Genomic DNA, 21,833 nt, shown 5'->3' on the forward strand with positions numbered 1-21,833 from the left:
AGGTTCAGCTCAGCACCGGGAAGAAGTCGGCGGGGGCCCGGCCGGTGGCCGCCTCGATGAACGCCACCGGCGGGGCGACGTCAGCGAGCAGCGCGGCCGTGTGCGCCAGCCCCGCGTGCGGGACATCCGGCTCGATGTCCAGGGCGCGCCGGAGGTCCAGCAGGTGCACCGTCGCCTCCATGATGCCGACGCTGACCGCCTCGTCCAGCCGCAGCAGGCCGATCCCGAGGTAGTCGACGGTGACCGGGCCACGCGTGCGCGCCTCCTCGATGGCCCGCGGCCCCACGCCGGTGAACTGCCCCAGCGCCTGTGCGGTGGTGTACGCGGCCGCGTCCTCGTGCGCCCCGCTCGCCACGGCGTCCCGCCGGCTGTGCGCGATGCCGCCCGGGGCGTTCAACGCGCGCAGCAGCGACGCGGCCGTGTGCGTCGGCGCGGCGTCGCGCACCTGCGTCACCACGTGGGCCAGCATCGAGGGCCACGCGCCGTGGTGGGCGTAGAGCGCGCGCACGTCCCAGGTGCCGAGCCGGGTGGGGCGCCGCCAGTCGTCGTCGGTCAGCGCGGCGCCGTGCTCCGCCCAGGCCTGCCAGAGCGCGTCGAGTGTCGCAAGGCGTTCCTCGAACGTCATCGAGCGATTCTAGAGGCGCCTGACCGGTTCCCGGTTCTGCTATCGGTCCTAGAACCGTGAAGTGCTCAAGGCTGTTGCCCGGGGTCCGATCAACCTCGCGGTAGGCACGGGGGGCGTGCTGAGCGGCACGGGCTGGGAGATCGCGTGAAGAGGATTTGGCGTAGACCCACAGCGGTGGTCACTCCGCCCAAGGCATTCTCGTGTGATCCGGCCGCCGTCGCGGCGGAACTTCAAAGACTTGCCGAGCACCCGGCCTTAGCGGACAGGGCTCAAGGGCTGATGCACCTCGCGGAGGCGCTGAAGTCGGACAAGGACCTCTCGCCATGGACGGACGTTGACATCGTCAGCGTGCTGGGTAGCAACGGCGACAGTGAGGACTTCGGGGAGGATAGGGGACGTCTCCGGTATCTCGATCTGCTTCGGACAGCCCTGATCTTCCTGCCCATCCTGGCCACGTGGCTCGGTCTCGTGGTCGCCGGTAGCGCCTACGAGAAACTTGTGGCATCGGATCCGTCGTCTCGGGACGAAGCATTCCTGAAGCTGTGGTTCGACGGGTTCCACGGTCATACCGCGTTCGGACTGGATCGGATTGCGGGTTTCATCGGCTTGGTCCTTGCCCTGATCATTGCCATCAGTGTGATCCGCGACGTGGATCTGGCCAGAGTCAGAGGCTCGGCACGGCAGGCGCATCTATGTTTGCGGCCCACTCTGCTCCAAGCCGCATACATCCTGAACGATCGCAAACCGAGTGCGCCCGAACTGATGCGCAAGACGATCGCCGCCGCTGCGGATGAGCTTCGGCACGTGGTCGAACAGGCCGAGACTGTGACGGCCGGGCTCCGTTCCAGCTTCGCCCATATCGAAGCGGTTGCAGGACGGCTTGAAGCCGGTGTCGAACTGTCGGTTACCGCGGCAGGCACCATATCCGCATCCGTGGACCGGGTGAACGGGTCGGTGGGGGAGCTTAGGAACCAGGTCCGCGCCTCCGTTCAAGACAGCACCGTCGCCGGCGAGCGAAGCATCGGCCGTCTTACGGAGTCGGTCGTCGATGTGGCGCGAAAGATGACCGGCGCGGTCGAGGCCGTTGAGGCAGGCCTGACACAGTCCTTGGCGGAGCTTGCTGTTCAGAACAGTCGTGCGGTTGCCCGCTCGGCTGATTCGGTAACCCAGGCGCTGTCCACCATTGAAGGTGGAGTCACGTCCGCGCTCAGCGTCAGCGCCGACAGCACTGAGGCCATGAGCCGTGTGGTGTCGGAGGCTGCCGCTGCCGTCGAGACGATGGACAAGCGGATCCAGGTGCTGCTTGCCGAAGTCGAGGAGCAGATCGAGGCTAGCGGCGAACTGGTGGTCACGGCCCACGACGACGCGCGCAAGCACATGGAGACGGTGCTGCACGACGTGGCCGGGCGCCTGCATGACAACTCGCAGAAGCTGGCCGAGCATGTCGAGCGCTCGTCGGCCTGGATCGTCGGTGCCGCGAACGAGCTCATCGGTCAGTCGACCCGTGCGATGTCGTCCGCAGAGGTCACCTACGACCGGATCGGTCGAGCGGTGTCGGACGTGTCGGCCCGGCTTGACGTCATGGTCGACCACCGGAACAGCAGCGGCGAGCTGCTCGTCGCGCACACGGAGGCAGCTCGGAAACTGAGCACGCTGGACGGAACGCTGGGCCATGTGGACCGCTCGCTCGGCGGCGTTGTCGACGCCTGGTCCACCATCGCGGGACACCTGGAGCGCGTCGACGTCGACCGCGAGCGGGATCGCGTCGAACTGGCCGCCTGGTACGACGGAATGATGGGCGAGCTGAGGTCCATGGTGGAGGCACTGCGTTCGCCGATCGCTGAGTTGACGACATTCCGGCAAGGTGCGGGCCGGCCGGTCAACTTGATAAAGCAGCACGTTCCTTCTCCCGACAGGGTTGCGGCGTGAGGCGCGGCGCAGTCGTACTACTGGCCGGATGGCTATTCGCCGACTCCATGGTCGGCTTGGCGCTCGTCGGTCTGGCAAGCGAGCCCGGGCGCAGCAAACCGGCGGTCGCGGCGACACTCGCACCATCCGCTGGCCCGTCGGCATCGTCGCCCGTGCCAACGCCCTCAGACACCTCTCCGAAGGGTGTCCGGCCTACACCGATGATCGAACGGTTTCAAGTGAACGGCCGCTCGGACGACCAGCTTCGCGCGGAATTCCGACAACGGTACGCGAGACTGATCCACTCGGGTGGACGCGCGGCCTTCGTACTGACATTCGGAACGGCTCCCGTCGTCAATACCGGCACGGCCTTTGCGGAACGTGCCAACCGGTTGCTACTGGAGTCGGTGCCGGAGATTTTCCAGGGCTCCGCCCAGCGCAGTTTCTGGAAAGGCAACAACAACGGAGGCGACGCGACCGGCGTCGTGAGTGTCGAGCTGTACCTGTTCACCTGACCGTAGCGAGGAGATATGACCGAACAAGTACTTCCATTCTACCTGGTGTGTGACGAGTCCGGCTCTATGGCGGCACTCATCGACATGATGAACAACGATTTGCTGCCTGAGCTGCACGAGGCCATCGGTACCAATCCGGTGGTGGCGGACAAGACCAGATTCTCGATCATCGGGTTTGCGGACGATGCACGTGAGCTCCTTCCACTCAGCGACCTGAGCGAGGTGGATGACATCGAGGCCCTCATGGCGCGCGGTATGACCTCTTACACCGCTGCCTTCGACCTCCTGCGTGACCTGATCGACCGCGATGTCGCGGCACTGAAGGCCGCAGGACACGTGGTCTTCCGGCCAGCGGCGTTCTTTCTCAGCGACGGGCAGCCAAGTGAACACGACTGGCAGGCCGCGCACGACCGGGTGGTTGACGCCAGCTGGAAGTACCGGCCGAACATCATTGCCTTCGGCCTGGGCGACGCCGACGCCGATACCATCTCCAAGGTCGCGACATTCAAGGCGTTTATCGCCGACGGGGCAGTCAGCCCGGCGAAGGCGCTAACAGAATTCGCCTCCGCATTGACTAAGTCCATCGTGAAGTCCGGCACCACCGCCACCCCAAACCTGGTGAAGCTGCAGATGCCGGAGGAGATCGACGGCTTTACGGAATTGGCGGTTGATGCGCTGTGAACGATTCGACCATCACCGAGCGGCGATCGGGATCCTGGGGCTTCGATTCCGAGCCGCTGCCGCCGTATCTCGGCCGTCCATCAAGGGCCGCGCTTGCCCCATGGGTCGTACCACCGATAGATGGCACCTACGTCCCGGATACGGTGATCGACGCTACCCGGACCGGCCGCATCGAGCTACGTGCTGTCTCGGCGCGTGGTGGAGCGCACCGGTGCGAGGGGTCCGTACGGCAGGACGCGTTCGCACTTAGCCGGTCTCGGAACGGTCGCTGGCTCGTTGCCGCGGTGTGCGATGGTGTCGGATCCGCTCGTCTGTCCGACATTGGGGCAAGGGTTGCCGCAAACCGGGCCGTGTGGGAGCTGACCGAGTCGCTGTCGAAGACCGACAAAGATCTTCGACAGCAGCTCTCCAACGCGGTGCAGAGGACCACGACCGCGCTCCGGGCGGAAGCCATGAACCGTAGGAATTGCGAACTGGCCGATCTGGCCACCACCATCACCGTTCTTGCGATCGACTCCACGGCCGAGGCCGGCAGTCATCGTTATGTCGTCGGCGGCGTCGGCGACAGCCCGGTGCTCAAGCTCGGCGTCGGAGGGGCGCTGCGACCGTTGGCCCCGAAGGTCGCCGCAGAAGTGCACTCGTCGGCGACGGCAGCACTTCCGTGGCAAGCGGACAGTTGCAGCCACTATGCCGGTGAACTGGCGGTCGGAGAGGTTCTGTTGATCGCCACCGACGGGTTCGCGACGCTCGCGACGCAGGACGAGCCAGCTCGGTATTTCGGGGAACACTGGCGGGCACCTGTCGCTCCGGCCACCTTCGCCGCAGACGTCGAGTTCGTGGCGAAGAGCTACGACGATGACCGGACTGTCGTGGCCGTCTGGGCTACGGCCGGTCAATCATGAAGCGGTCGACGGTGCGTGCCGTTTCGGATCTCGGCCCGCTTGACAAGCTTGACGAGGGCGGACAGGGCAAGGTCTTTCGGCTGTCGAACCGTCCCGGTGTGCTGTTCAAGCAGTACCTGCCCACCGTGCCGGTTGACGTCGGACGGCTGGCAGCACTGATCGAAGCCGGCCGTTCCATGCCAACGAACGACCGCGCCTACCTTCGGCAACGCTCCGCCATGCCCACGGAACTTGTCCGGGACGACTCGGGCCGATGCGCCGGCTTTCTGATGAACGCTGCGCCGGAAGAGTTCTGGGCGGAGGTAGGGAAGAACGTCAAGCTGCTCGAGCTTCAGTATCTAGCGTTTCCTCCGAAGGCGAAGTGGTCGAGCATCGAACTGCTCGACTTGGAGGAACGGCTCGTGTATCTGCAGGATGTCGCGCGACTCTTCGACACGTTGCACCGCAACGAACTCGTCATCGGTGACGTGAGTGCGCGAAATTTGCTGTGGAAACGGGATCCGGTGCCGTCGGTATTTCTCATTGACTGCGACGGGATACGCAGGGTCGGCAACAACAGCGCCATACCGACGGTCGAGACGCCGGACTGGGATGATCCCACGATTGATGACCAGTACGCGAGCGTGGACAGCGACCGCTACAAGCTTGCGCTCGTCATCCTGCGGGTGTTGCTGCAACGGCCGAAGGCCAGGCCCGAGGATGCCGTCGACGATCCGTTCCTTGAGCGATCACCGGTTCCCCGACAGGCCAGGGAACTCCTTGCCAGGGTGTCGTCGGACGGAAGCGAACCACGCCCGACCGCTGCCGAGTGGCTCTCGGCCCTGGAGGGTCGGGACCGCATTACACTGCCGAAACTGCCGGCGGCGCGGCGCTCACGGGTCGGATTCATCAAACCGGCGGCGCGGCCAGTTATCAGGTTGTCCAAGCGACAGTAGTCCTGAGCACTCGGCGGTCGCTTACTTGCCCAGCACCTCTCCGGTGCCGCCGGCGAGGTCGCGCACGGCCGACAGGTACTGCTTCATGTCGACCTGTTCGAGCCCGCTGCCGGCCACCACGGCGGTGCTGCCGACCAGCAGCACCGGGTACAGCTTCGCCTGGTCGGTCGCGTACGCCTTCGCGGTCTCCGCCGAGGTGAACCTCACGTAGATCGACTGCTGGCCCCGGTTGGGCAGCAGCTGGCTCTCGGTGAGGTAGCAGTCGAACTGCTTGAACTGCGTCACGTCGGCGCGGTACTTCTCGTCCACGCCGGTGGAGTTGTCGGCCCATTTGCCGATCGGGCAGTCCGGGTCCTTGGTGAGCCGCTGCAGGGTCAGCGCCGCGACGGCGTCGTACTCGAGCGTTCCACCGCCGGCGCCGTTAGCCTTCGGGGCCGCCGGGTCGACGTCATCGGTGCAGCCGGCGGCGAACAGTGCGGTGGCGAGCAGGAGTGCGGCGGCGCGTTTCACGCACCTCAACCTAGCCCCGCCCGGCGGCCGTCGTGATCGCCGACAGCGGGCAGGAAGACCGCCCGCCGGCCGGTCGCGACCGCGCGATCGATGTGCTAGGAACGAGCGCTCCTGCTCGCGGTCGCGCCGGGACGGACCGCGTTGGCGAGATTGGCGGCCAGCTCTTCGCGATTCTGGTACGCCATCCGGTTCCAAGCGGGTTGGCCGGGTGCGGTGCGCCAGGACTCGCTCAGCGGACTGTTGTCGACGGTGTCGAAACCGAACTCGTCGTACAACCGCGTGACGAGCTCGACGGCATCGGGGAAGTTGCTCGAGACCGACAGCGCGATCCGGTCACGGGCGCCGGCGGGCCGGCCGGTGGTGAGAATCCGCGGCGCCTGGATGTGGGTGAACGCCTTCGCGACCTTCGACGTCGGCAGCTGCTCCTGGCGCAGCTCGTGGACCGTCTTCTCGCCCGAGTCGACGATCGGGAAGTGGCCGTCGCGCCAGATCATGTAGTTGTTGGTGTCCAGCACGATCTTTCCGGCCAGTTCGTCGACCGGCATGTCGTTGACGAGCTTGAGGGGAACCGCCACGACGACGAAGTCCCCGGCCGCCGCAGCGTCGGCGGCGGTCGCCGCGGACGCCGACGGGCCGAGTTCGGCGATCAGGCCGGTCAAGGTCTGCGGGCCGCGCGAGTTGGCGATGACGATCCGGTATCCGCGTGCGATCGCGGCTCGGGCGACGTGACTGCCCACTTCGCCCGCGCCGATGATGCCGATTGTCGTCATGGCTCGTTCCACCTACTTCTGAGCGGACCCGGCGGTCAGCTGTCGGTTGCAGGTCAACGGTAGCAAGTTTTGTACCGATCGGTAGGTGGTCCCTGTGGGAGTTCCCGTCGAACGTGTGTGAGCCCAGGGAGGTCAACAGGCCGAAAAACAGCCCTGAGCTCACACACGTTCGCGCTGAACTCACACCCGTGCGGCGTCACGGCGGTCGGGCGCCCGGCGGACGTGCGAAACGGAAGCCCGTAGAAAGAGCCGCACGCCCGTCCGGGGTGGCGACGGGCGTGCGGCCGGGGAGGAGCCGGGTCAGTGGGTGGCGCGCCTGCCCATGACGGCCGCGACGACGCCGACGCCGATCGCCGCGACCACCACCTGGATGGCGACCTCGCGCCAGTCGATGCCGGCCGTGTCGGCCACGCCGATGCCGCGGGCGATGGCCGTGCCGACGAAGGCCGCGACGACGCCGACGAGCATCGTCAGCAGGATGCCGATCCGCTGCGGGCCCGGTAGGACGATCCGGCCGAGCACGCCGATGACGAGGCCCACCACGAGGGCCGAGAGAAGTCCGCCGACAGTCATGTCCGTGTCCTTGTGCGCGAGGGACTGGTACCCGAAAGCGGTTCCCGGATCGCGCGACGGCCAAACGTGCGGCACGGCTGTGGGGCGGCCGGCACCGCCCCACAGCCTCCCCTCCTGCGTGCCAGGCTCGGGATGGCATCACGGCCGGCGGCGGACGGCCGTGATGCGCGCTGGGGTGTTGCGAAGCCTGGCATCGGCGCCCACCGCGGTCAATATCTTTCGGGGAACTTTCGGTCCTGGCGAAACGCTCTGAGCTGGTGGAAGGGCGAAAGTTTCTACGATTGAGGGGTGTCCTTTCCTGAAAGATTCCGGGCTTGTTGCGGGATTGACGGACGTAAGTCCATACTCGGCCGGTCGAACGCGCGCGGCGGCGTGTGCGACGAGCATCCGCTTGTCACACCCCCCGGAGGAGCCCCGCATGATCGTTTCAACCCGCCCGCTCAGGCGCCGGCTGACCACGCTGCTGGCCGTCGCCGGTGCCGTGATCGCCGCCGGCGCCACCGTGTTCGCCACCGGGACACACTCCGCCTCGGCCGCCGCCTGCAACGGATACGTCGGCCTCACCTACGACGACGGGCCGACCGGCAGCACCAGCCAGCTGCTCAACGCCCTGCGGTCCAACGGGGTGCGCGCGACGATGTTCAACGTCGGGCAGAACGTGGCCGGCAACCCCGGCATGACGCAGCAGCAGGTCTCCGCCGGCATGTGGGTCGCCAACCACAGCTACACGCACGCCCACCTGACCCAGCAGAGCCAGTCGCAGATGCAGTCCGAACTGTCCCGCACGCAGGACGCCATCCGTAACGCCACCGGGCAGACGCCGCGGCTGTTCCGCCCGCCGTACGGGGAGACCAACGGGACATTGCGCGGGGTCGAGTCGTCCCTGGGCCTGACCGAGGTGCTCTGGGACGTCGACTCGCAGGACTGGAACGGCGCCAGCACCGCCGCCATCGTGCAGGCCGCCGGCCGGCTGCAGAACGGCCAGGTGATCCTGATGCACGACGGTATCCAGAACACCATCAACGCGATCCCGCAGATCATGCAGAACCTCACCAGCCGCAACCTCTGCCCGGGCATGATCTCGCCGCAGACCGGCCGGGCCGTGGCGCCCGACGGCGGCACGCAGCCCACCGGCGGCCCGACCAGCCCGCAGCCCACCAACGGCGGCGGGGGCAGCTGCACCGCGACGATCGTCCCCGGCACCGTCTGGGGCGACCGCTACAACACCACGGTGAACGTCTCCGGCTCCAGCGCCTGGATCGTGACCGTCACGCTCACCTCGCCGCAGCAGATCAGCACGACGTGGAACGCGAACTTCACCTGGAGCGCGTCCAACGTGGCGACGGTGCGCCCCAACGGCTCCGGCAACAGCTTCGGCTTCACCACGATGATGAACGGCAACAGCGGCGCACGACCGAGCGTCAGCTGCCGCACGAGCTGAACCGGCCGCGCCGGCGGTGGAAGAATGCCGCCATGATGGAGGTGGTCCTCTCCACCGCCGGCGCGCTGCTCGGTGTCGCGCTCGGCGCCGCTCTCACCGCCCGCGCGCAGACCCGGGTCTGGCACCTCGGTGAGACGGCGCGGGCCACATCGGAACGCCGCCGCGTCTACGCCGACTTCCTTGCCGCGCAACGGCACTGGCGCGCCGCCGTCATGGATCCGGACGTGCACGTGATGGCCGCGTCGACGTTCTCCCGCAAGCCGCACGCGGACGGCGGGCAGGCCGCGCTGGACGTGCTGCGACTGCGGATGGAGATCGAACTGAGCGCCCCCTCCGCGCGGGTGCCCACGGCCGCGCGGGACGCCTACCGTGCGACCATCGCCCTGGCCGAGGCGCGCGCCGTGCACCCCGCGGGCGGTGTGCCGGAGGAGATCCTGGAGCGCTGCCGGCGCGCGGAGAAGGCGTTCGCCGACGTCGCGCGCGAAGAACTGGGCGCGGGGGCGCTCTGGAGCTGACCGGCCCGGCATACTGAGCCGTCACTGTGCTGGCGAGAGGGGCGGCCGTGGGATTCTGGGGGACGTTCGTGGTGCACCGCGGCGCGCGGCCGCTGACGGGGTTCTTCGCCGACCTGGAACCCTTGCGGGGCGCCGAGCCGGCCGGCCGGCCCGTCGAGGGATGGTCGGTGACGCGGGTGTTCGACTCCGACGGGGAGCTGCCGGAGGACTTCCTGACCCGGCTGCGGGACGTGACGGACGCACCGGCCCTCACCGCGCGGGTGCTCGACAGCAGCGCGGCGTACGTGTGCGCGGCCGGCGTCGACACGCCGCCGTGGCAGGTCTGGCTGCAACTGCAGTACGCGTTGGGCTATCTGCTGGCGCCGCCCCCGCCGTTCGACGAGGACGGCAACTATCTCGGACCCGACTGGGCCGACCCGGAGTACGAGGCCGCGAGCGCGGCCCTGGAGGAGCGGCTGCGCGCCGACGCCCCGGGCGGCGTCGAGGGTGCCGGCGCGGCCGTCGCGTGGGCCCGCGAGGCGGGTCTGGCTCCGGTCTCCGCCGAGGAGGTCGCCGCGCTGCTCGACAGCGAGAACGTCCTGGCCGAGGAGACGTTCTTCGCGTTCCTGGAGCGGCTCGGCGTCACGGCGGCCAAGCAGTGACCCCGCCTGCGGCGCTGACCGAGGCGGTCCTCGCGCGGACGCTGCGGGTCCCGGCCTTCGCCGCCGCACCCGGGGACGGGTCGGCCGCCGCGCGCCAGTTCGACGTCGCGCTCATGTCGGCCGGTTTCAAGCTCTCGGGGGAACTTCTCCAGCGGCTGTCCACTATGGACGGTGTCCAGGTGCGGGCGATCGGGGCACGCGTCTGTGCCGTGGTGGCGCGGCTCGTCGGCGACGACAAGCGGCACAACGCCTACTTCCGCGACTTCCCGGCGGGTGTGCCGGATACCGTCGAGTTCTGGACGGGACTCATCCGGGAGACGTTCGGCGACGAGATACCGGACGGCCCGGTCAACCTGCTCGCCCTGCCGAAGTACGGCCGTTACCAACACTCCTACGAGGAACTGCTCGCCGCGCACGCGGAGTTCGTCCCGTCGCTGAAGGACCGGGTCACGCTGCTGCACCCGGGCGGCACGCCCGACGAGGAGGCGCGCCGCACCTACCTGGAACTGGCGGCGACCCCGGTGCCACTGTCCACTGAGGACCTGGCGCTGCTGGCCGACCTGGCGGCATATTGCGTCGACGGGCCGCAGCCGAAGGCGATTCCGGTACGCGAGGTGCGGGCGGTCGTCAACCGGGCCCGGTTGGCCGCCGGAGTGCCGCTGCTCGTGGACACCGTCACGGACGTGCTGCGGTTGGCGTGCGCGGTGTCGGAGGGGGACGTGGGGCTGCGGGAGCCGACGCGGTTCCGGTCGCTGCGCCGCGCCGAACGCCGTGTGCTCCTGGAAGCGCTGCACCACCTCGTGCGGCAGGACGACCGGAAGCTCGCCGACGTCGGGCCGCACCGCGAGGCGTGGAAGCGGCTCGGTGAACGCCTCCATCCGCACGAGTACCCGCACCTGCCCGGCGCCGCCGAGGTCTTCGCCGTGGCGCGTGGCGACCGGAGCGCCCGCTCGTTCGCCGCCCGCGTGGAGGCCGCGCTCGCCGGCGGGGACCTCTCCGGCGCGCTGGACCTGCTGGCGACGCGTCCCGGCATGCTGGTGCGGGCGGCCGACCGCCTGCTCCGCGGGGCCACCCCGGAGCAGTCCCACCGCATCGTGGAATCGTTGGAGCAGAACCTCGCCCGGGTCTCCGGTCGCGTGATCCTCTCCCTGCGCGAACATCTCGGCAACCGCACGGCTCCCGAGGCCGCGCGCGGCTTCGCCAACCGCCGGGGCCGGCTGTGGGTCGCCCCGGACGCGCGCGCACCGCTACCGTCCACAGTGGTCGGACGGCTCGTCGAGTCGCTCGACGCCGAGATCGTGCGCCGGCTTCCGGCCGGTGGCCGCGTGCTCGTCGACCCGGCGGTGCTGCCCGTGGCGCTGCCGCTGTCGCAGCGTTCCACGGCGGCCGGGTTCGGGGTGCTGCCGCGCGGGTCGCGCACGCCGGTCGGGGCCGGGCACGCGCGCTTCTTCGTGTACTGGCACCAGAACGCCCGGCGCACCGACTTCGACCTCTCCGCGCTGCTGCTCGACGACGGGTTCCGCACGGCGGGGCAGCTCTCCTGGACCAGTCTCCGGGGCTACGGCGGCACGCACTCCGGCGACATCACCGAGGCGCCGGACGGGGCGTCGGAGTTCATCGACCTGGACCTGCGAACGGTGTCGGCGCGCTACATCCTGCCGATGGTGCACGTGTACTCCGGCGAGGGCTTCCAGGAGGTGCGCGAGTCGTTCTTCGGCTACATGGAACGGGAGGCCGAGCAGCTCGGCAAGCCGTTCGAGGCGCGTTCGGTGCGGATGCGCTCGACCCTGGCCGGCACCGGTCGGGTCGCGCTGCCGCTGGTGTTCGTGCGCGACGACGACGGCGGCTGGTCCGTGCGGTGGCTGCACCTGTACATGACGGCCTCGCCGGAGTTCAACGCCGTGGAGAACTCCGCCGGCACCGCCTCGCTGCTCCTGCGCGCCATCGTCGAACGTTCGTACCTGCGCGTCGCCGACCTGGTGGCGTTGATGCGCCGGGCCGGCACGGACGTCACGGAGTGGACGCCGGACGACCCGGTCCCGTCGGGTGCCACCTTCATCGGCCTCGAACGCCCCGAACACGTCGCCGACGACGCCGCGGTCTACCCGCTCGCCCGGCTGCCGGAACTGATCCCCGACTGACCGGCGTCGCCGACGAGGCCGTGCGCGTCGAGTTGCCGATCGTGAACGCGGCTGAGCAGCACGAGGCTGGTGATCGCGCCGATCGCCAGCACCACGCAGACGGTCAGCGCCGCGAGCCGGCGGCCCGGCCGCAACGGCGTCCGGCGCACCAGCGCGTGCACCAGGATCAGCCGGTACGCCGACGGACTGAGCGGGAAGCGCCGGTAGGTGCGGACCAGGATCACGGCCGCCACGATCGCCGCGAGCACCTCCAGCAGCCAGGTGCCCGTCGACTTCGCCTCGACGGCGGAGACGGCCAGGGCGACCAGCCCGACGGCGAGCAGGACGCCGGGCTCACGGCGGCGCGGCGCGGAAACGGCGATCACCCGCACGATCCTACGAATCGCATCGGGTGCCTATCGTGCACCGGGTGAGTGTGCGCGGGGATCTGGCCGGGGAGTACCGGCGCGCCCTGATCGCCGCGAGCCTCGCGCCGCCCGAGAAGCCTGCCACCGCGAAGCCTGCCACCGAGAAGGCTGTCTCCGCGAAGGCCGTCTCGGCCAAGGCTTCGCGCGAGGCGCCGCCCGCCGCGCGCGGCCGCCGCGGTGTGCGGCAGCGGGCCGAGGCGCTGGCCGCCGCCGCTGTGCGCCTGGCCGGCGAAGGCCGGGCGTCCGACGCGACGCACGCCGCCGCGCAAGCGTATGCGGTCGCCGTGAACGTCCGCGACGTGACCGACCGGTGCGGGATCCTCGGGTCGGTGGTGCCCTACCTGCCGGCCCGGCTGCTGCCCGACGCGCTCGCCAGGGCGCGCCGGGTCGACAGCCCGCACCGGCGGATCCCGTTGCTGCTGGCGCTCGGCGGCCGGATGGACGGCCCGGTGGCCGAAGCGCGCTCCCTCGCGCGGGCCGCCGTCACGGCGTCCGAACGCATCCTGCTCGGATCGCTCGTCGTGCCGCACCTGGCCGAGCCCGAACGGCGCGCGGAGGTGGCCGGCGTGCTCGACGCGTTCGAGGCGGACCTCGGTGACCGGTCCGAGGACTTCGGCCGCTCCCAGGCACTCGTCGCACTCGCGCCGTTCCTCGGTGAACAGGTCGAGCGCGCCTGGAACTTCGCCCGGCACCTGATCCGGGAAGGGGCCCGCCGCGACGCGATGGTGGCGCTGCTGCCGCACCTGCCGCACGCGGCCTTGCCCGCGGTTCTCATCGACGCGCGTGCCTTCGCCGACGCGGCGGTGCGCGCGCGGGTGCTGTCGGCGCTGGCCGCTCTTCTTCCGGCGGAACAGCGCCCGAGCGTCGACGCGGCGGCCCGGCGCTTCAACGACGAGGCCGCCCGCGCGGGCGCACTGGCGGTGCTGGCCCGTCACCTGCCGGCCGCGACCCGGGCGCCACTCGTCCACGCTGCGCTGCCACCGTTCGATCCGTCGACCGGCCGGCCGGAGCTGGCGTGGGTGCGCGCCGGTGCGGCCGAACTGCTGCCGGCGGAGGCGATTCCGGCGTTCGTCGCCGACGCCCGCGCGCTGACCGATCCCGACGTTCGGGCCCGCACGCTGGCCGGGCTCGTGCCCGTGGTACCGGCCGCGCAGCGCGCGACGCTCGCGGGGGAGGCGCTCGCGGCGGCCGCCGACAGTGTGGAGCCCGACGGGCTGGCCGTCCTGCTGGCGCCGTATCTGCCCGCCGAACGGTTCGACCAGGCGCTCGACGTGGCCCGGTACTGCCACGAGGAGGCCGCCCTCGTCGGTGCCCTGCGTGACGTTCCCGAGCCGTGGCCGGCCGCGATCCTGCACGGCGTGGTCGAGGACGTCGCACGCGGCGAGCGGTCCACCCGCACGCTGGCCGAACTCGCCGCGCACCTGCCGGCCGACCTGCTGCGCACGGCACTCGCACCCATCCGCGGCATCGAACGACCCGACGCCCGCGCCGCCGCACTGGCGGCCGTCGCGGCTCACCTGCCCGCCGCGGTGGCGAAGGCCGAGATCGCCGCGGAGGTCGAACGGCTCGACCGGCTGACGGATCCGGTCACGGCACTCGCGGCCCGGTTCGCACTGCTCGCCCAGCTGAACGACACCGCCGTCACCGCACTGCTGGCCGACGCCCGCGCCGAGCCGGACCCGCTGCGCCGCACCGAACTGCTGACGGCGCTCCTACCGGTGCGTCCCACGGTCGCGGCCGAGGCGTGGGAGGCGGCCCGCGCGATGCCGCCCACGCCGTACCGGCTGCACAAACTCGCCGCCGTCGCCCCGTACCTGCCGCCGCCCTACCGCACGGAACTCCTCGACCGGATCGAGGAGGCTCCCGCCGTCCTGACCGCACTCGCGCCGCTGCTGACGGAGCGGGAACTGCCCCGCGCGATCGCGCTCGCCACGCGGACGGAAACACTCGCCGCGCTGCTGACGAGGGCGCACCGGCTGTGGCGCGAGGACCCCACCGTCCCGCTGCGCGAGTTGGCGGGTGCGGTGCTGAGAGGGCGTTCCCGCGCGCAGTGTCTCGCCCTCGGCGTGGCGCTCGCCCCGGTCCTCGCCGACCTCGACGGCACTGGGGCGGTGGCCGACGCCGTCGAGGCGATCGCGCTGATCGGCGCGCGATGGCCGTGACCCGATCCGCCCGGGCTAGTGATTCACCGGTGAAGCACCTTGAACCGTTTGCCCCCTTCCTGCCCCTCCGATACCGTTGGCCGGCAATGTGGATCTTCGATTCGCATGCGCACAGGAGGGAAGTCCACCTTGTCCGTCAACCGCCTCGGGTCCCGCACGCTTCGCGTCGGGCTGTGCTGCCTGGTGATCGTCGGCGCCCTGGCCGGCGGCGCCGCACCGGCGGCCGCGCAGCCCCGCCAGGCGACGTCGCACGGCGGGCTCACCGCGCTCGTCGGGCTCTCCGCCGAGCGGATCCTGGTCGCCGACAAGGTCGCCGCGGCCAAGTTCGGCACCACCAGCCCGATCGAGGATCCGGCGCGCGAACAGGTCGTGCTCGACCAGGCCGCGTCGCTGGCCGCCGCGGCCGGCCTCGACGTCGAGGAGACCGTCGCGTTCTTCCGGGCCCAGATCGAGTCGAGCAAGCTCGTCCAGCGCGGGCTCTTCGACCTGTGGACCGCCCATCCGGAACTGGCGCCCACCGAGCGCCCCGATCTGGCCACCGAGGTCCGGCCCATCCTCGACCGGATCACCGGACAGTTCATCGCCGAACTGTCCGCCACCGAACGGCTGCGCGGCAGGACCGTGCGGTGCCATGTGTCGCTCGTCGCCGCCGAACGTTCGGCCGACCGTCGCTACCACCTCGACCGGCTGCACGAACGGGCGCTGTGGGGCGCGATCGAGCCGGTCTGCACCGACTGAGGAGCACCTCACTCCAGCCGTACGCGCACCAGCGACCGCGGCTCCCGCCCGGCGAGCAGCCATCCCAGCGCCGCGGCGACGAACGGCACCCCGACGGCGATCGCGAGCAACTCCACCACCGGCACCCGGGTCAGTTCGTCGAGCTGGGCGCGGGACGAGCCCGCCACGATCACCGTGTAGGCGGCGCCGATGCCGAGGATCCCGCCGAGCAGCGCGAGCCCGCCGGCCGTGGCCGAGGTGAGTTGGCGGCGGATCCGCGCCGTCGCGCCGGTCGCGGTCAGCACGCGCAGGTCGCCCGCCGCCTCGGCCCGGATCAGCCCGACGGTCATGGCGAGGATCGCGAGCGCGAGCAGGCCGCCGCCGAGCGTCGCGGCCGCGCGCAATGCGAGCAGCCCACCGCGCTTGTTGCGGTCCTCGACGGTCAGGCCGCCGGCGATCGCCACGTCGCGGGCCGCGTCGAGCTGCTCCTGGGTCAACGGCCGGGCCGATTCGATCAGCCAGCCGGTGCGCACCGCCGTCCAGTCGTGGCGTTGCAGAGCCGCCGGGGTGAGCAGCGTCGTCGGTAGCGACCCGTAGCGCGGGTCGGGCAGCCGTTCGGCGCTCGCCCCGGGCGTCCCGCCGGTCGCGGACAGCAGCTTCAGGCCCGCTCGCGGCTGCGTGGTCAGCACGTCCGTCGCCGGGCCGACGCCGCCCGGATCGGCGCCGTAGAAGCGCAACAGCTCGGGCGTGGCGACCAACCCCACCGTCCGCGACCCGCCGTCCCGGCCGACCCCGATCGGGATCCTTCCGGTCGAACCGCTGTCGGCATCCGCGCGCGGCGACTCGGCCGGATCGATCGCGAGGTCGAGCGGGACGACGGTCGGGTCGGCGAGCGTGGCCGCGTACCGCAGCACCCGGGCCTCGATCGACGCGAGCCGCTCCGGGGTGCGTTCCGGAACGGGTGTGCCCGGCTCGTCGATCCAGACGAGAAGCTGACGGTCGGAGAGGTTGCCCTCGCCGGCGCCCTGTTCGAGCACCCGCGCCGCGACGACGACCGCGGTCGGGATCGCCAGCGCCACGCTGATCGCGGCCAGCGCGGCACTCGAGCGCGCCTGGTGGCGCACCAGGTCCCGCAGCGCCAGCCGGGACGCGACCGGGAGCCGCGCGCCGGCGGCGGCGAGCAGCCGGATGGCCAGCGGGCCGACGAACAGCAGCGCGAGCCCGATCGCCAGCGTGCCCCCGACGACCAGTGCCACGTCGGTCGTCGCCAATTGGTCGTCGGCTCCCGCGGTGCCGCGTTGCGCGAGGCGCAGCGCACCGATGCCGGCCAGGAGCAGCACGGCCGCGGTCGCCGCCGACCGGCGTGCCCGTTTGGGATGCGGCGGGCGGGCGGAGAGCGCGCGGGTGATCGGCACCCGGGCGGCGGCCCGCGCCGGTCGCCACGCGGCAGCCGTCGCCGTCAGGACGGCCAGCGCCACGACGAGCGCGATCTGCCAGCCCGGCAGGTCCCACCGGTCGATGCGGTGCCCCACCGCCGGCTCGAACCGGCCCCGCACCGCGAACCACACCAGCACCCCCGTGACGGCGCCGATCAATGCTGCCGCGCCCCCGACCGCGGCACCGTCGGCGAGCAGCACCAGCCGCAGGTGCCGCGGCGTCGCCCCGACCGCGGCGAGCAGGCCGAGCTGGCGCAGCCGGCGGTGCGCGACGACGGCGAACCCGGCCGACGCGATGAGGCACACCAGCAGCATGCTCACCGCGAAGCCGCTGAACACGCCGGCGGCCGCCTCGACCCACTCGCCCGTGCGGCGCACCTCGAACACCGGCTGCCCGTGGCGCTCCCGGTACTGCGCGAAGCGGGCCGGGTCGGCGTCGGTGAGCACGGTGACCGACTCCGCCTGCGCCAGGGGCACCGGCGGCACGAGCACGAACTCCGCGTACAGGTCGCCGGGATTCTCGACCAGCCCGACCACGCGCCACGAACGGTCGCCGAGCGTCAGCACGCCACCGACGCCGACCCGCGCCTGCGCCGCCACCCGGTCGGTCAGCGCCGCCTCGTCGGCCGTGCCCGGGAAGCGGCCGGTCAACAGGCGCAGCATCGGCCGGCCGTAGGGACCGTGCGGATCCTGCGACCGCAGTTCGACGGGGTCCGTGGAGCCCGGGACCGGCACCTCCCGATGCCCGATCACGTCGATCGTGCCGAACCATTCCCGGGCCTGCGCGACCTGCGCCTCCAGCGGCCGGTCCGCGTCGAGCGTGAACCGCTGTCGGGCGTCGCCGAACCTGCCGGCGCCCGGCGTCGTCGAGTGGTACCCGACCGTCACTCCCACGACCGCCGCCGTCACCGCGACGGCCAGCAGCGCCAGCACCGTCGCCTGCTGGCGCCACTCGCGCCGGAACAGCCGCCACGCCCAGCGGACCACCGCGCGCCGGGCCGGCAGGCCGCCGTTACGGCTCACGCGTGCGCTCCCGGCGCCAGCAGGGACTCGGGGCCGGGGTTCGGCGTCGTCTGGTCGACCAGCCGCCCGTCGCGCAGGAATAGCACCCGGTCGGCCCAGGAGGCCATCCGCGCGTCGTGCGTCACCACCACGCCGGCGACCCCGTCGTGACTGGCCAGGCGGAGCATCCGCATCACGGCCTCGCCGCTCAACGAGTCGAGCGCGCCGGTGGGCTCGTCGGCCAGCAGCAGGCGCCGTTCGCCGACGACGGCGCGAGCGATCGCCACCCGCTGGCTCTCGCCGCCGGACAGTTCGTCCGGGAAGTGTGCGGCCCGCTCGGACAGGCCGAGCCGGTCGAGCACCTCCATCGCCGCCGTCCGGGCCGCCTTGACCTTCATGCCGTCGAGTTCCAGCGGCAGCGCCACGTTCTCGACCGCGGTCAGGCCCGCGAGCAGGTTGAGGTCCTGAAAGACATAGCCGATCGAACGGCGGCGCAGCCGCGCGCGTTCGTTGCGGGACAGCCGCGCCACCTCCTGCCCGGCGACGCGCACCTCGCCGCTGTCCGGCTCCTCGAGGGTGCCGGCGATGGTGAGCAGGGTGCTCTTGCCCGAGCCGCTCGGGCCCATCACGGCCACCAGTTCGCCGACCCGCACGGTGAGGTCGACCTCGCGCAACGCGTGCACCTCGGTGGGGCCCGCGCCGTAGCGCTTGGAGACGTCGCGCAGTTCGAGTGCGGCGCTCATCGCCGGACCCCGGCGATCCTGCGGCCGAGGCGTGCCACCGACGGGGGCTTGTCCCCGGTGGGTTGCGCCGGCCGGCGCTTCAGGCGGGCGTCGGCCGTGTCGAGCCACCGGACGATGGCCTCGATCCGGAACAGCTCCGAGTCGACGATGAGCGCCAGCTCCACCTCGTCGTCGGCGATCTCGCCCTTCAGATGGGTGTACTCCTGCATCGCCTGCACGAGGTGGCGGCGGTGCGCCTGGAGCAGGTCGGGCAGGTCGACCCCGGGCACCCGCATCGCGACCAGCAGCTTGATGACGAGTTCGTCGCGCGGTGGCGGGACCACGTCCGGCGGGGTGCGCAGCCACTCGGTCAACTCGTCGGAACCGCTCTGCGTGATGGCGAAGACGTTCTGCGGGCCCGCGCCGCCGGAGTTCTCCGAGTCGACGAGGCCGTCGCGCTCCAGTCGCTGCAGCGTGGTGTAGACCTGCCCGACGTTGAGCGGCCACACCTCTCCGGTCCTGGACTCGAATTCCTGCCTCAGTTGAAGCCCGTACTTGGGGCCTTCACTGAGCAGCGCCAACAGCGCGTGCCGAATGCTCATACCGGGTATGATACTCAGTATATAGGTTGCCGCGTCAAGGCCGGCGGCGATGCAGGGCGGGGCGGGCTACCGCAGGTGTGCGGCCTCGATGATCGCGGCCGCGGCCAGTGCCAGGTCTTCGCGCCACGGCGCGGCGGCGATCTGCACGCCCACCGGCAGGCCGTCCACTGTGGACCCCGCCGGCACCACCGCGGCCGGGTTGCCCAGCAGGCTCCACGTGAGCGTGTACGGGATGCCGCCCGGGTCCTCGCCGTGGCGCACGGCCGGCTTCTCGGCGGCGGGCGACAGCACGAGCGGGTGGTCGTTCAGGAAGGGGAGCATGCGCCGGCGGAAGCGGTCCCACTCGAACAGGGACCGCTCGACCGCCTCGGCGTCCAGCGGCCCGAGCACCGCCGGGTCGAACCCGCCGTCGGGCACCCATTCGTCGGGCGATAAGGACTCCGGCCGCCGCCAGTAGGCCAGCGTCAACGGGTACACCTCGGACAGGCCGGGTGGAGTCGCCTCCTCGACGATCAGGCCGGCCGCCTCCAGTGCGCGGCCCGCCGCGTGCACGGCCGCGACGCACGCCGGATCCGGGGCGGCGTCGGGATGCTCCGTGTAGAGCCCGACCCGCGTTCCGCGCAGGTCCACAGTGGACGGATCGGGGCAGGGCACCGGCACAGCCGACGGATCCCAGCCGTCCGGCCCGGCGATCAGGCGCAGCGCGAGGGCCAGATCCTCGACGTGCCGGGCCAACGGCCCGATGACGGTGCGCGGGTCGTTCAGCGCGCTGATGAACGGGTAATGCCCCGTCAGCGGCACCCGCCCGGACGTGGGCCGCAGCCCGGCGATCCCGCAGCAGTGCGCCGGCTGCCGGATGCTCCCACCGGAGTCGCTGCCCAGCCCCAGCGGAGAGCCGCCGGCCCCGATGACGGCCGCCTCCCCGCTGGAACTCCCGGCCGGGCCGTACTCAGGGTTGTGCGGATTGTTGACCCGCCCGTACGCCGGGTCGTCCGGCCCCACGGCGGTCTTGCCCAACAGGATGCCGCCCGCCGCGCGCAGCCGCGCCACCGCCGTGGCGTCCCGGGCCGGCACCCGACCGTCCACAGTGGACCCTTGCGTGGCGGTGGAGGGCGTGAACAGCGTGGCCACGTCGAGCCAGTCCTTCACGGTGAACGGCACCCCGTGCAGCGGCCCCAGGACCTCACCCTGCTCCGCCCGGCGGTCGGCCGCCTCCGCCTCGGCCAGAGCGGCGTCGGCGCGCAGCGCGCACACGGCGTTCAACGAGGGATTTGTCTCGGCGATGCGGGCGAGGCAGGCGGCGACCACCTCGCGCGAGGACAGCGACCGGTCGGCGATCAGCCGGGCGGTCTCGGCGGCGGAACGCGTCATGCCGTCACAGGCAATGCCAGCGGGCCGCGCACGTTGACGGCGCGCTTGAGGCGGACCGCGTGTCCGGGCGCCGCCCGTAGCGTCGGCAGGCGTTCGGTGAGCAGCCGCAGTGCGATGCGGGCCTGGGCGCGGGCCAGCGGCGCGCCGACGCAGGTGTGCGGGCCGGCGCCGAAGCCGAAGTGGCGGCTGGGCGTGCGGGTCACGTCGAAGCGTTCGGCATCGGGGTAGCGCTCCTCGTCCCGGTGTGCGGAGGCGAAGACGAGCAGGAGGTCGGCCCCCGCCGGGATGTCCACGCCCGCCACCGTAACGGCGCGGGTGGCGCGGCGGAAGATGGTGGGCACCGGGGACTCGAAGCGCAGCACCTCCTCGACGGCGTTCGGGATCAGCTCCGGCCGCTCGCGCAGCAGCCGCCACCGGTCGGGCTCCTCGAGCAGCAGCCGGACCGCGTTGCCGATGGTGTCCGTCGTGGTGATGTGGCCGGCCCCGATCGTGCTGCAGACCGTCCCGACCAGTTCACTTTCCCGGTCGAACGGCAAAGGCGGCGCACCCGGTGCCAGTGCCGCCACGACGGCGCTGATGAGGTCCTCGCCCGGCGCGGCGTGCCGCTGTCGCACGTAGCCGGCGACGATGTGCTGGAACGCCACGACGTCGTGCGCGGCCCGCGCCTCGGCCGCCTCGTCGAGATCGGCGCTGCCCAAAGAGAACAGCGACTCGCTGCCGATCCGGACGGCCTCGACGTCCTCGGGCGCGATCCCGAACACGACCGCGGCGGTGCGCACCGGCAGCGGCGAGGCGAAGCGGGACACCAGATCCACCGTCGATCCGTCCACAATGGACTCCAGGAGTGCGTCCGCGCGTTCGCGGATCGCCGGTTCGAGCTCCTTCGCCGTCGCCAGGGTCAGCCACTTGGCGTACGGCGCACGGAACCGCCGATGGGCCTCGCCGTCGGAGGTGATGTGGTCCGGCGCCGGCGGATAGCCCCCCGCGAGCGCCGCGAACGTCCCCGGGTAAAGCTGCCGCACCGGCCGGATGCTGTTCACGGAGGAGAACGCGGCCGGGTCCTTGAGAATCGCGTCGACGTCGGCGAAACGCGTCACCACCCACGCGTCGAGCCGCGGCGAGTGGAAGACCGGCTCGGTGGCGCGTGCCCGCCGGTAGAACGGATACGGGTCGTCGAGATGTGCGCCGAGCGGGTCGTAACTTTCCGCAAGCTCGCTGTCGCCCATGGCGCTCAGCATGGACCCGCCGGCCCCGTCC

The 21,833-nt window shown here is 71.4% G+C and carries 21 protein-coding genes; 11 read left to right on the top strand and 10 right to left on the bottom strand.

Features of this window, described 5'->3' with window-relative positions:
• Window positions 1–4: 4 nt before the first annotated feature.
• Window positions 5–625, bottom strand: a complete 621-nt coding sequence (locus Val02_RS10360; protein WP_203898738.1) for a maleylpyruvate isomerase N-terminal domain-containing protein — start codon at window positions 623–625, stop codon at window positions 5–7.
• Between the two features lie 174 nt (window positions 626–799).
• On the opposite strand from Val02_RS10360, the gene Val02_RS10365 reads away from it, so the two are divergent.
• The 5 genes from Val02_RS10365 (at window position 800) to Val02_RS10385 (ending at window position 5,566) form a co-directional block, all read left to right on the top strand.
• Window positions 800–2,554 carry a hypothetical protein gene (locus Val02_RS10365; RefSeq protein ID WP_203898739.1) on the top strand — a complete coding sequence of 585 codons (1,755 nt, stop codon included), beginning with the start codon at window positions 800–802 and terminating at the stop codon, window positions 2,552–2,554.
• A 200-nt stretch (window positions 2,555–2,754) separates the two neighbouring features.
• Window positions 2,755–3,048: a hypothetical protein gene (locus tag Val02_RS10370; protein ID WP_203898740.1), complete on the top strand. Its 294-nt coding sequence runs from the start codon at window positions 2,755–2,757 to the stop codon at window positions 3,046–3,048.
• A 15-nt stretch (window positions 3,049–3,063) separates the two neighbouring features.
• Entirely contained in the window at window positions 3,064–3,729 is a 666-nt protein-coding gene (locus Val02_RS10375; protein WP_203898741.1) for a vWA domain-containing protein, read from the top strand.
• Window positions 3,730–3,872: 143 nt separating this feature from the next.
• Complete coding sequence (locus tag Val02_RS10380) at window positions 3,873–4,631, top strand: protein phosphatase 2C domain-containing protein (RefSeq protein ID WP_239152685.1); 759 nt, start codon at window positions 3,873–3,875, stop codon at window positions 4,629–4,631.
• On the top strand, window positions 4,628–5,566 hold the full coding sequence (locus Val02_RS10385; RefSeq protein ID WP_203898743.1) for a hypothetical protein: 939 nt from the start codon (window positions 4,628–4,630) through the stop codon (window positions 5,564–5,566). Before Val02_RS10380 ends, Val02_RS10385 begins: the two co-directional genes overlap by 4 nt.
• A gap of 21 nt (window positions 5,567–5,587) precedes the next feature.
• Here Val02_RS10385 and Val02_RS10390 read toward each other — a convergent pair whose 3' ends face one another.
• The 3 genes from Val02_RS10390 to Val02_RS10400 all read right to left on the bottom strand — a co-directional run bounded on the left by Val02_RS10390 (window position 5,588) and on the right by Val02_RS10400 (window position 7,419).
• A complete protein-coding gene (locus Val02_RS10390; RefSeq protein ID WP_203898744.1) occupies window positions 5,588–6,076 on the bottom strand; it encodes a hypothetical protein in 489 nt (162 codons plus the stop codon).
• Window positions 6,077–6,171: 95 nt separating this feature from the next.
• Window positions 6,172–6,846, bottom strand: a complete 675-nt coding sequence (locus Val02_RS10395; protein ID WP_203898745.1) for an NADPH-dependent F420 reductase — start codon at window positions 6,844–6,846, stop codon at window positions 6,172–6,174.
• A gap of 300 nt (window positions 6,847–7,146) precedes the next feature.
• Window positions 7,147–7,419 carry a GlsB/YeaQ/YmgE family stress response membrane protein gene (locus Val02_RS10400; protein WP_203898746.1) on the bottom strand — a complete coding sequence of 91 codons (273 nt, stop codon included), beginning with the start codon at window positions 7,417–7,419 and terminating at the stop codon, window positions 7,147–7,149.
• Between the two features lie 418 nt (window positions 7,420–7,837).
• On the opposite strand from Val02_RS10400, the gene Val02_RS10405 reads away from it, so the two are divergent.
• Genes Val02_RS10405 through Val02_RS10420 form a run of 4 tightly spaced genes read left to right on the top strand, consistent with a single transcriptional unit; the run spans window position 7,838 to window position 12,157 of the window.
• Window positions 7,838–8,860, top strand: a complete 1,023-nt coding sequence (locus Val02_RS10405; RefSeq protein ID WP_203898747.1) for a polysaccharide deacetylase family protein — start codon at window positions 7,838–7,840, stop codon at window positions 8,858–8,860.
• 32 nt (window positions 8,861–8,892) lie between these two features.
• Window positions 8,893–9,375, top strand: a complete 483-nt coding sequence (locus Val02_RS10410) for a hypothetical protein (RefSeq protein WP_203898748.1) — start codon at window positions 8,893–8,895, stop codon at window positions 9,373–9,375.
• A gap of 47 nt (window positions 9,376–9,422) precedes the next feature.
• Window positions 9,423–10,016 (top strand): hypothetical protein, encoded by a 594-nt coding sequence (locus Val02_RS10415; RefSeq protein ID WP_203898749.1) that lies wholly within the window; start codon window positions 9,423–9,425, stop codon window positions 10,014–10,016.
• Complete coding sequence (locus tag Val02_RS10420) at window positions 10,013–12,157, top strand: TerD family protein (protein ID WP_239152668.1); 2,145 nt, start codon at window positions 10,013–10,015, stop codon at window positions 12,155–12,157. The genes Val02_RS10415 and Val02_RS10420 overlap by 4 nt, the downstream gene beginning before the upstream one ends.
• On the opposite strand, the gene Val02_RS10425 is transcribed toward Val02_RS10420, so the two are convergent.
• Window positions 12,118–12,522: a DUF2238 domain-containing protein gene (locus tag Val02_RS10425; protein ID WP_239152670.1), complete on the bottom strand. Its 405-nt coding sequence runs from the start codon at window positions 12,520–12,522 to the stop codon at window positions 12,118–12,120. The genes Val02_RS10420 and Val02_RS10425 overlap by 40 nt on opposite strands.
• Window positions 12,523–12,566: 44 nt before the next feature.
• On the opposite strand from Val02_RS10425, the gene Val02_RS10430 reads away from it, so the two are divergent.
• Window positions 12,567–14,726: an ATP-binding protein gene (locus Val02_RS10430; RefSeq protein WP_203898750.1), complete on the top strand. Its 2,160-nt coding sequence runs from the start codon at window positions 12,567–12,569 to the stop codon at window positions 14,724–14,726.
• A gap of 105 nt (window positions 14,727–14,831) precedes the next feature.
• Window positions 14,832–15,464 carry a gamma subclass chorismate mutase AroQ gene (gene aroQ / locus Val02_RS10435; protein ID WP_203898751.1) on the top strand — a complete coding sequence of 211 codons (633 nt, stop codon included), beginning with the start codon at window positions 14,832–14,834 and terminating at the stop codon, window positions 15,462–15,464.
• An 8-nt stretch (window positions 15,465–15,472) separates the two neighbouring features.
• On the opposite strand, the gene Val02_RS10440 is transcribed toward aroQ, so the two are convergent.
• The 5 genes from Val02_RS10440 to Val02_RS10460 all read right to left on the bottom strand — a co-directional run bounded on the left by Val02_RS10440 (window position 15,473) and on the right by Val02_RS10460 (window position 21,802).
• On the bottom strand, window positions 15,473–17,902 hold the full coding sequence (locus Val02_RS10440; protein WP_203898752.1) for an FtsX-like permease family protein: 2,430 nt from the start codon (window positions 17,900–17,902) through the stop codon (window positions 15,473–15,475).
• The gene (locus Val02_RS10445; protein ID WP_203898753.1) at window positions 17,899–18,624 is read right to left on the bottom strand and encodes an ABC transporter ATP-binding protein; all 726 of its coding nucleotides are present in this window, start codon (window positions 18,622–18,624) and stop codon (window positions 17,899–17,901) included. The genes Val02_RS10440 and Val02_RS10445 overlap by 4 nt, the downstream gene beginning before the upstream one ends.
• Complete coding sequence (locus Val02_RS10450) at window positions 18,621–19,205, bottom strand: PadR family transcriptional regulator (protein WP_203898754.1); 585 nt, start codon at window positions 19,203–19,205, stop codon at window positions 18,621–18,623. The genes Val02_RS10445 and Val02_RS10450 overlap by 4 nt, the downstream gene beginning before the upstream one ends.
• 66 nt (window positions 19,206–19,271) lie before the next feature.
• A complete protein-coding gene (locus Val02_RS10455) occupies window positions 19,272–20,576 on the bottom strand; it encodes an amidase (protein WP_203898755.1) in 1,305 nt (434 codons plus the stop codon).
• Window positions 20,573–21,802 (bottom strand): cytochrome P450, encoded by a 1,230-nt coding sequence (locus Val02_RS10460; RefSeq protein WP_203898756.1) that lies wholly within the window; start codon window positions 21,800–21,802, stop codon window positions 20,573–20,575. Before Val02_RS10460 ends, Val02_RS10455 begins: the two co-directional genes overlap by 4 nt.
• Window positions 21,803–21,833: the final 31 nt, after the last annotated feature.

Source organism: Virgisporangium aliadipatigenens (genome assembly GCF_016863615.1).
GTDB lineage: Bacteria > Actinomycetota > Actinomycetes > Mycobacteriales > Micromonosporaceae > Virgisporangium > Virgisporangium aliadipatigenens.